This is a genomic window from Corallococcus praedator, from assembly GCF_003612125.1.
Classification (GTDB): domain Bacteria; phylum Myxococcota; class Myxococcia; order Myxococcales; family Myxococcaceae; genus Corallococcus; species Corallococcus praedator.
The window spans coordinates 21,456-31,160 of the sequence record NZ_RAWI01000067.1; the positions used below are offsets into that span (position 1 = coordinate 21,456).

6 protein-coding genes are annotated in these 9,705 nt (G+C 70.4%); 5 read left to right on the forward strand and 1 reads right to left on the reverse strand.

The window, feature by feature from the left end:
* The first annotated feature begins 9 nt into the window (after positions 1-9).
* Positions 10-834: an Imm49 family immunity protein gene (locus D7Y13_RS11780; protein WP_158620306.1), complete on the forward strand. Its 825-nt coding sequence runs from the start codon at positions 10-12 to the stop codon at positions 832-834.
* 245 nt (positions 835-1,079) lie between these two features.
* Here D7Y13_RS11780 and D7Y13_RS11785 read toward each other — a convergent pair whose 3' ends face one another.
* A complete protein-coding gene (locus D7Y13_RS11785) occupies positions 1,080-2,327 on the reverse strand; it encodes a glycosyltransferase family 4 protein (RefSeq protein ID WP_147444225.1) in 1,248 nt (415 codons plus the stop codon).
* A gap of 352 nt (positions 2,328-2,679) precedes the next feature.
* Between D7Y13_RS11785 and D7Y13_RS11795 the strand changes: the two genes are divergently transcribed.
* The 4 genes from D7Y13_RS11795 to D7Y13_RS11815 all read left to right on the forward strand — a co-directional run bounded on the left by D7Y13_RS11795 (position 2,680) and on the right by D7Y13_RS11815 (position 9,477).
* Positions 2,680-4,500: an aminopeptidase P family protein gene (locus D7Y13_RS11795; RefSeq protein ID WP_120582734.1), complete on the forward strand. Its 1,821-nt coding sequence runs from the start codon at positions 2,680-2,682 to the stop codon at positions 4,498-4,500.
* 1,363 nt (positions 4,501-5,863) lie between these two features.
* On the forward strand, positions 5,864-6,190 hold the full coding sequence (locus tag D7Y13_RS11805) for a hypothetical protein (protein ID WP_147444227.1): 327 nt from the start codon (positions 5,864-5,866) through the stop codon (positions 6,188-6,190).
* Positions 6,191-6,275: 85 nt separating this feature from the next.
* On the forward strand, positions 6,276-7,457 hold the full coding sequence (locus D7Y13_RS11810; protein WP_120582737.1) for a phage capsid protein: 1,182 nt from the start codon (positions 6,276-6,278) through the stop codon (positions 7,455-7,457).
* A gap of 214 nt (positions 7,458-7,671) precedes the next feature.
* Complete coding sequence (locus D7Y13_RS11815; RefSeq protein WP_233595353.1) at positions 7,672-9,477, forward strand: methyl-accepting chemotaxis protein; 1,806 nt, start codon at positions 7,672-7,674, stop codon at positions 9,475-9,477.
* Positions 9,478-9,705: the final 228 nt, after the last annotated feature.

Here is a 9,705-nt window from a genome sequence, read left to right on the forward strand (position 1 = left end):
GCCCAGCGAATGACGCCCCTCAGCTCCTCGGCCCTGGAGACCGTCCGCGCCAACGCCCTCTACCTGTTGAGAGAGGCGCTGGAGAGCATCCGCGCCCAGGACGCCTACGAGCAAAGCGGCAGGCCCTATGTCGAGGTGGCCTGGTTCTACCGGCGCGTGGGCCTGTGCGAGCTGCTCTCGGAGGCGCGGACGGACCGGTTCTTCGTCTACCTGTGCAAGTCCGCTCAGGCCCGGCTGCACCTCCTACAGCGCGCAGCCGGAGGCCGGCCCGCGCAGAGGCAGCACACCTGCGCCAGCAAGAACTTCTCCTTCATGGACGCGCTCGCCGCCGGGCAGCTCGAGCTGGCCTCAAGACTGGCCCGCCTGACCACGGACCGCCACGAGCCCTCCCTCGAGTACGAGGAGGACTTCCTGCTCCACCACTTCCTGCACCGGCTGACGCTCGGCGCCCCGGCGGCGGAGGCGTCCGAACTGCGCCCGCTGCTGGCCCGTTGGGAAGCGGTGCTCCAGGGCGACGTCACCTGCCACCTGGCGCTCTGCCAGGCCCTGCTCACGCGTGACGCGAAGCGGTTCCATCGCGCCCTGGCGGATGCCATTGCCCAGCGCGCGGTGACCTTCAAGGAGCGAAAGAGTGACGGAGGGCCGCAGGATGTCGTGCTGACCGAGCCCCATGTCTATGTCACGGGGCTCGCCCTGCTGCGGCTCGCGGAGCTGCGGGGGATGGAGACGTTCCGCGAGTATCCCACGCTCCCCCGGTTGGCCCGCGTCCCCCTGGCCCTCGCGCCGCCTCCCGAGGACTCCTGGCTGAGTCCCGGCCTGGGCGTGCCTCCCTGAGGCTGGACGCGCTGCTGGAGGCGCCCCGAGGCAGCCCGGCCTCTTATCGAAACCCACGTGGACGGCAGACAAAGGTTGAGTTTGATTCTACTTGATCAGGTTTGAGAGGGGCACACTGGGGGCACATGATGAAAACGAGGGCAAAGAAAAGCCCAGCAACCCTTTAAGATTGCTGGGCTTCTCGGGATGGCGGCGGAGGGAATCGAACCCTCGTCCGAATGCCAGGGCCTTCGGACGAAGCGGCGCTACTGGACGATGTGGGTGCCCACGGCCTTCTTCATGTTCCCGGCCGTCACCGAGGCGCTCTGGTAGATCTCCCCCAGGCTCGCGCCAATGCCTTCCCACGCGAAGGACTCCGCCAGCCGGCGGGCGTTCATCGCGAGCCTCTTGCACAGGTCCGGATCATTGCGCAGCCGGCGCAGGGCGTCGGCGAACTCCTGCGGGGACTCGGCGAGCAGCACGTCCTGGCCCTCCACCATGGGCAGGCCCTCCACCGCGAGGCGCGTGGCCACCACCGGCACTCCGGCCGCCGCCGCTTCCAGCACCTTGAGCCGCGTGCCGCTGCCCGCGCGCAGCGGGATGGCCGTCGCCAGCGCGCGCGCCAGGTGCGGCGCCACGGACGGCACCGAGCCCGTCACCACCAGCCGCTCGTTCTCCAGCGCTCGCACGGACGCGGACGGGCTGCGGCCCACCACCATGAGCCTGCCCGGCGCCAGCTCCGACGACACCAGCGGCCACACCTCCCGGGCCAGCCGCAGCACCGCGTCCTCGTTGGGCCACCAGTCCATGGAGCCCACGAAGACCAGGTCGTTGCCCGCCTTCTCCGCGGGCACGAAGTCCGGCAGCTTCACGCCGTTGGGCACCACATGCACCTGCTTCGCCCCCAGGGCTCGCAGCTGCGCGGCGTCCACCTCCGAACACGCGAGCACGGAGTCCGCCTGGCTCACGCACTCGCGCTCCAGCCGCTCCACGCGGTTGAACTGCCAGCGCAGGAAGGGACGCAGCGGCGCCGCGCTCAGGGGCGCCATCCGCGCGAGCAGCTGGCTCTCCACGTTGTGCTCGTCGATGACCAGGTGCGCGGACGGGTTCAGCTCCCTCGCCAGCGGCAGGAGCTGCGCCATGTGCAGGTGGTCGAAGTGGATGATGTCGAACGGGCCCCGTTCCCCCATCACGCGGCGGAAGGTCTCCTGGAGGCGCTGGCGCGTGTAGCGCACATAGGTGAGCGGCGTGCCCCGCAGGAAGGCCCGGGTGCTGCTCAGCGTCTCAGCGGGTGCGACGCGCGGCATGTCCACCAGGTGCAGGCGCGAGGCGGGAACGCCCAGCTCCCCCAGCCAGCGGGTGAAGCCCTGGGCGTCGTTCCCCGGACGGTGCAGCGCCAGCACGTCCAGCGAGAAGCGCGAGGCGAGGGCGCGCACCAGCTCCAACGTGCGCAGGGTGCCGCCCGTATCCGAGGGCAGCGGAACATAGGGAAGGATGGCGAGAACGCGTCGCACGGTAGAGGCCAGGCCCACTTCAGGAGACAGGTGGATGTGGCCACGGGCTCCTCACCGCGGCCACTGGCTTGGTAAGCACCCGGGTGCAAGCGGCCCAGGGGCGCGGGCCGTTTTTCTGTCAATGGCGAACAGATCCCACGTCCGGAATGCACCGCGCTACCGCACCGCGTCGCCCCACCGACGCCCTGGCGCCTCCAGGTCGCGGCTCAGGAGATGGTGCGGACGACGCCCATGCGCTCCCACCACGTCCATGGACAGGGGGGAGATGGGCAGGCGCCGCGCGTCGCCAGAGTGCTCGAAAAGGCGCTCCGTTTCCGGCATGAGGGGTCCCGGTGGAACGACGGAGGAAGCCATGAGCCTTCAAGAGATTCAGGGTGCCGCGGCGCGCGAGCGCATCGCCCGGCTGCGACAGGTGATGCAGGCCCGCGGCGTGGCGGCGGTGTGGGTGCCGTCGAGCGATCCGCACCTGTCCGAATACCAGCCCGGCCGCTGGAAGGGACGGGAATGGGTGTCTGGCTTCACCGGCTCCATGGGCACGCTGGTGGTGACCCCGGACTACGCGGGCCTGTGGGTGGACAGCCGCTACTGGGAACAGGCGGACGCGCAGCTTACGGGCAGCGGCATCGCCACGGTGCGCACGACGAACGCGCCCGGACAGCCCTTCATCGACTGGCTCGCCGCGAACGTGCCCCCGGGGCAGGCGGTGGCGGTGGATGGCGCGGTGCTGGGCCTGGGACAGGCGAGGGCGGCCTCCACGCTGCTCACGGCGAAGGGCGTGACGCTGCGCACGGACCTGGACGTGGTGGCGGAGGCCTGGCCCGACCGTCCGGTGATGCCCGTGGCCCCGGTGTACGCGCACGAGCTGGCGCCCGGCTCGCGCGCCGAGAAGCTCCAGGCGCTGCGCGAGGAGATGGGCCGGCTGGGGGCGACGCACCACTTCATCTCCACGCTGGATGACATCGCGTGGCTGACGAACCTGCGCGGCGCCGACGTGGACTACAACCCGGTGTTCCTCGCGCACCTGCTGGTGGAGCCTGGCGCGGTCCGCCTGTTCATCTCCGAGGGCAAGGTGCCGGACGCCCTGCGCGTGGCGCTGGAGAAGGACGGCATCGTGCTTGCGCCCTATGAGCAGGCGGCTCCGGCGCTGGGGGCGTTGCCCCAAGGGACGAAGCTGCTCATGGACCCCCGGCGCATGACGCACGGCCTGCGGCAGGCCGTGGCGCCGGGCGTGTCCGTGGTCGAAGCGCTCAACCCGTCGACCGTGGCCAAGTCCCGCAAGACGCCCGCGGAGCTTGAACACATCCGCTCCGCGATGGAGCAGGACGGCGCGGCGCTGTGTGAGTTCTTCGCCTGGTTCGAGTCGGCGCTCGGCCGCGAGCCCATCACGGAGCTGACCATCGATGAGCGCCTGTCCGCCGCGCGCGCCCGCCGTCCGGGCTTCGTGTCGCTGAGCTTCGCCACCATCGCCGCGTTCAACGCGAACGGCGCGATGCCGCACTACCGCGCGCTGGCGGAGTCCCACGCGGCGGTGTGCACGCCGGGGACGCCCTCCCAGGGACTGCTGCTCATTGATTCGGGCGGGCAGTACACGACGGGCACCACGGACATCACCCGCGTCGTCCCGGTGGGCGAGCCCACGGCGGAGCAGCGGCGCGACTTCACGCTGGTGCTGCGCGGGATGATCAACCTGTCGCTCGCCCGGTTCCCCCGGGGCACGCGGTCGCCGGCCCTGGACGCGCTGGCACGCGCGCCGCTGTGGGCCGAGGGGCTGGACTACGGCCACGGCACGGGCCACGGCGTGGGCTACTTCCTCAACGTCCACGAAGGGCCGCACGGCATCTCCCAGACGATGCCCAACGACCCGCACACGGCGCTGGAGCCGGGCATGGTCACCTCCAACGAGCCCGGCCTCTACCGGCCGGGCCGCTGGGGCATCCGCATCGAGAACCTCATCGCCACCGTGCCCGCGCAGACGACTGCCTTTGGCGAGTTCCTCCGCTTCGAGACGCTGACCCTGTGCCCCATCGACACGCGGCTCGTGGACCCGGGCATGCTGTCCAAGGCCGAGTCCGAATGGCTCAATGCCTATCACTCCACGGTGCGGGAGCGGCTGCTGCCCCACGTCGAAGGCGCGGCGCGCGACTGGCTGCTGAAGCGGACCGAAGCGCTCTGATGGAGTCCTCTGGCGGGACAGGTCCTCCCTGTCCCGCCCGCACGACGTGAAGTCGCCATGAGGTGCGCAGGCCGGCTGCCCCGCCGATGCGCTGTGCGCGTCAATCCGCGTCGCCGATGTGCTCGCCTGTCTGTGGTTCCCAGGACGACTGTCGTGGTAACCGCGCTTGCAGCGGCGTCAGCGGCACGGACCCGAAGGCGTGTCGCGTCCAGCCGTGGTCCGGGCCCACATGTCGTCTCCTGTCGCCCGTTCTTCCGCACCAACTGGGCGTTGAAGAAGCCCGGTTTGTGGGCATGAGGCCAGGCCTCGCGTTGCTTTCGCCCTCAACCGTGTCTTCGGTGGGAGGCGGCGGGCGGACGGCGCCCATGCGGCTGCCAGCCGTGCCATCCGCGCCAGATTGTATGCGGCGCCCACCAGGTACGCCGCCAGTTCCGTCCGCTCCCGGCCTTCCTTGAGAGGCCTGCGCGGAAGGCTCCTCATGGGGGACAGGAGGCTTGTCATCAGAGGCTGTCTGGTGATGGCGACGGCGGTCGTATGTCGCCCGTGCAGGTTTGATGTTCCTGGATGAATTGAGATGGGCTGTTCTTATGCGTTTAGGTTGGTATGTTTGGTTTTGAATGGTATGGGTTTCGTGCCTCGCTGATGAGGCCACTAAGAGGAGTCTTCGTGAAGAGCGTGCTCGCTGGTGTGGCTTTCTCGTTCAGTGTCGTCGCGTGCGGTCCCGTGCCGGAGCAGCCGCAGGAGGCGGAGCTTGGGACGAGGGAGGATGCGGTGTGCAGGACTGGCTCCGTCAAGTGCGTGTCGTTGAACCTCACCTGGTTTTACGAGAGCGGGTGCATTCCCCCCACTTATCCCCCACGCCCGGATGCCCTGGTCGAATGTGACGAGTGGTGCCCTGACAATGAGTCCTGCGTCGACAACGGTTACAACTGACCTCGTGTCGTTGCGCTAGCACGCTGTTGAGAAGGTCCGCTGGGCGGGGATCGACACCCCGCCCAGCTTCATGGGCGGACACGCACAGCCACGACCAGGAGCAACGCCACGCACGAGTCGAAGATGGGCCCGGAGGCTATGCTGATGCGCAACGAGGACGGGACGGAAGCGAGGCTGAGCTGCTGCCTCAATGGGTTGGCGGACCGAGCACCCTGATGGACGCCTCTGGCGGGACGGGTCCTCCCCGTCCCGCCCCAGTGCGGAATCGCCATACGGAGTGCGCCCCGGAACCTGGCTCGATTTTCTTCCGGAGGCGGAGGGAATCCTCCACCGCGCAAGCATCCAGGGCCGTGGCTGGACGGCTGTCTTCAGGCTGACCATGCTGGGCGTCGCGGGGGCCTGGCCCTGCCTGTCATTGGAGTGGATGCGAATGCGCTCTGTCTGGATGTTGGTGGTGGGGCTGGCGGTCCTCCCCCTCATGGGCTGCGGTGGCACGGGGGCCGCTGGCGAGTCCTGCAGCGAGGAGGGCTGCGACGTCGGACTGGAATGCCGCCAGGACTTCCCCGGCGGCTTCTGCGCCCAGGAGTGCACCCAGGAAGGGGCGCAGGCCGGCTGCCCGGCGGACATGCTGTGCGCGCGTCAATCCGAATCACTGCTGTGTTCGCCTGTCTGTGATTCCCAGTCGGACTGCCGTGACAACTACTCCTGCAACGGCGTCAGCGGCACGGACCAGAAGGCGTGTCGCATCCTGCTGTAGTCCTGGCGACCCTGCCGGCACTTGTTCCCGGTTTTGCGGCTCTGGCGCTTGATGCGGGGAAGCCGGTGCCGGCAGGCTCGCGGGCATGAACCCATCCCCCTGGTCGTTCCGCCCGCGTCTTCCCCGGCGCCTGATGATGTTCGCGCTGCTCACGGCTTCGCTCGGGGCCTGCGCTCCGGAAGAGGAAGCGCAGGCCCTGGAGCCCCTGGCCCGGGTGGAGTCCGAGCTTCCGGCGGGAGGGTGGCGGGTGCTGATGCCGTCCGGGGGCGCTCCCATCCGGGGCATCACCCGCCGCGCGGACGGGCTGCTCATCGGTGGTTCGAGCTGGGGCCACGGCATCGACGTGTGGACAAGCGCCAACGGGGGTGCGAGCTGGGCGCTTCACGGCTCCGTCGCCAACAACCCGAGCGTGGAGTTCGGCGACGTGACGATGCTGGCCATCCCGGGCACGCACACCGTCTTCTGCGCCTTCCGCGAGTACGCCAATGGCCAGTTCCGCGTCACCATCACCCGCAGCGACAATGACGGCGACGGCTGGGTCTACGACAGCACCGTCGCCGGACCGACGACGCGCTTCGTGGGCGCGCCCTTCCTGTTCCGGCGCGGCAATGGCGACCTGCAGGTCTATTACGATTCGGAGCTGCTGGCGGCGCAGGGCGGCTTCCCTGGCCACCAGTGGATCGCCATGCAGGGCCGGCAGGGCCTCACCGGAGCGTGGACCGCGTACGGCACCGTCACCGTGTCGCGCGACAAGCGGGCGGGCGCGCTCAGCCGCGAGGGCATGCCCACGGTGGTGCAGCTCTCCGGGGACCGCATCATGGCCGTCGTGGAGGGCGTGGAGGGTTTTCCCACCGGAGGGGCCCGGGCCAACGTCATCAACGCCGTGCAGTCCTGGGACGGAGGCCGTACGTGGGATGATTCGCTGCGCCGCACCGTGTACAGCTCGCGCATCGATCCGGGCTCCGGCCGCCGCTACAACGCCTACGTCCCCTACGCCATCCGCGTGGGCGGGGGCCCGGTGGGCGTCGCGTTCTGCACCGACGAGGACAAGGCCGGCCCGCCCGACCTGTCCAGCGCCCCGGTGGACCAGCGCAGCTGCCACGTCGGCTTCGTCACCACCACGACCAACTTCGAGACCTGGTCCGCCCCCAGCCCCGTGTGGACGGGCACGTCGCGCAACTACACCCCCGGCCTCTTCGAGCGCGCACCCAACGACGTCATCGCCGTCATCGACGGGCTGGGCACGAACCGGGTCCTCCTCCGCTAGCTCCCCCTTTGTTGCCTCTTCCGGAGCCGGTGAAAGCCAGACTTCCGTGAGAGATAAACAGGGCAATGCGGGAAAGACAGGCGATTGAAACATGAAAGCACGCCGGTCCGCGCTTCCAGGGCGGCCCGGTGGGGCAAGTGCCGGGGGGATTCGCTACGCTCGACGGGAACCGGGGACGGCCCGCTCCGGTCGGCCTGGAGCCCGCGATCCGCGTATGACAAACCAAGACATGGTGGGTGATGGCGAGGCGGTGTCGGCCTTTGTCAAACAGGGGGTCTGGCTGTTCCTGCGGTGGATGTCGCTGCCCGCGTTCATCGCCGGGTATCTGGTGTCCGTGGCGATGGGGCTGGGCGGGACGCAGGCGACGCAGGTCGTGCTCACGGTGCTGCCGCCCATCATCCTCGTGTTTGGCGCGGGCTTCCCGCTGCTGTCGCTGTGGTGGGTGGGCCGGCACGCCCTGGCGCGCAGGCCCGGGGACGCGCCCGGTCAGCGCCTGGAGCGGCTCATGCGCCTGCCGTGGCGCGCGGCCGCCGCCACCACGGCCGGGGCCTGGGTGGTGGGCGGGTTCACCTTCAGCGTCATCGTCGCGTCGCTGCACCAGAAGGATGCCTTCCAGGTGGTGATGGGCTGTTCGGTGGCGGCGTGCTTCGGGGTGCTGCTGGCACTGCCCTACGCGCTCAGCCTGGAGCAGCGCCTGTTGCCGTACGTGCTGGCGGAACAGCAGCGCTTCCCGGAGGCGGCCCCCCGAGGTGGGGGACCTTTCTGGCCCCGGCAGCGCTGGTTCCTGCCGCTGACGTCGGTGACGTCCCTGGTGCTGACGCTGCTGTTGAGCGGCGGGATGCTGGGGGTGAAGCTGCGCGTCGCCCGCGCGATGCTGGAGGAGCACCTGCGGGCGCTGGGCGCGCAGGACGCGGTGGGCCAACTGGATGCGCTGGGGCACGAATTGCTGCGCGAGTTCGCCTTCGCGCTGGCGTGGATCTGCGCGGTGATGCTGGTCATCCCCGCCCTCACGCTGTGGATGATGGCCCGACGTCAGGCGAAGGGAGCCGGCGCGGTGCGGGAGGCCATCGAGTCGCTGGCCGCGGGCCGCGTGACCGCCCCTGCCTGGGTGTCCACGGATGAGCTTGGCGACCTGGCGTCGGGCATGCGCGCGGTGCTGCTCAAGCTGTCCGCGCTGCCCCGGTCGCTGCACACCGCCGCGCACCGGCTGGGCGAGGCGGGCCGGCAGTTGGGCCTGGCGCAGGTGGAGCAGCAGGGAAGCCTGTCGAAGCAGGCGGTGGCGCTCCAGGAGGCCCGGGCCACGTCCGACGAAATCCAGCACACCTCCCGGCTGGCCGCGGACCGCGCGGAGGCCGTCCTCCAGGTGGCGCAGCGCGCGGAGGCGCAGGGGCTCCAGGGCGAGCGCTCCGTGGAGGAGAGCCTCGCGGGGCTGGTCGCCATCCAGGAGGCGATGGACGGCATCCAGGCGCGGCTCGCGGCCCTGACGGAGAGCGCGTCGCGCATCGGTGACATCACCGCGTCGGTGAAGGACCTGGCGGACCAGTCCAACGTGCTCGCGCTCAACGCGGCCATCGAGGCGGCGCGCGCGGGGGACGTGGGCCGCAGCTTCTCCGTGGTGGCGCGGGAGATGCGGGGGCTGGCCAACCAGTCCGTTCAGGCGACGGACCGCATCCGCTCCGTGCTGGACGACCTGCGCCAGGGCATCCGGGCGGCATCCCTCATGGGCGAGCAGGGCGGACAGCAGGTCGCCAGCGGCCTGGACGGGGTGAGGACGTCGGGGGCGTCCCTGCGGGAGCTGCTGGCGATGTCGCGCGAGAGCGCCGGCGCGGCCCGGCAGATCGCCGCCGCCGTCACGCAGCAGAACGCGGGCTTCACCCAGGTCTTCACCGCCGTCACCGACCTGTCGCGCATCATGGAGGCGACGCTCCAGCGCGCGGAGACCACCCGGGGCTCCACCCAGACGCTGCAGGACGTGTCCCGCGAAGTGGATGAGCTGGCGCGGCAGTTCCAGGCCGGCTGAGCCGCGAAACCCCCGGGCAGAGGCCCCCACCGGACCCATGAGGCTGCCGCGCCGCGTCGGGCGGAGCCCTGCGCCGGAGGGGCTCCCATTGCGTCCGGTATGTCGCTGCACACCGCCGCGCACCGGCTGGGCGAGGCGGGCCGGCAGTTGGGCCTGGCGCAGGTGGAGCAGCAGGGAAGCCTGTCGAAGCAGGCGGTGGCGCTCCAGGAGGCCCGGGCCACGTCCGAC

Coding starts and splice junctions, on each gene's coding strand:
- D7Y13_RS11780 (WP_158620306.1), top strand. CDS start 10: ATGACGCCCCTCAGCTCCTCGGCCCTGGAGACCGTCCGCGCCAACGCC.
- D7Y13_RS11795 (WP_120582734.1), top strand. CDS start 2,680: ATGAGCCTTCAAGAGATTCAGGGTGCCGCGGCGCGCGAGCGCATCGCC.
- D7Y13_RS11810 (WP_120582737.1), top strand. CDS start 6,276: ATGAACCCATCCCCCTGGTCGTTCCGCCCGCGTCTTCCCCGGCGCCTG.
- D7Y13_RS11805 (WP_147444227.1), top strand. CDS start 5,864: ATGCGCTCTGTCTGGATGTTGGTGGTGGGGCTGGCGGTCCTCCCCCTC.
- D7Y13_RS11815 (WP_233595353.1), top strand. CDS start 7,672: ATGACAAACCAAGACATGGTGGGTGATGGCGAGGCGGTGTCGGCCTTT.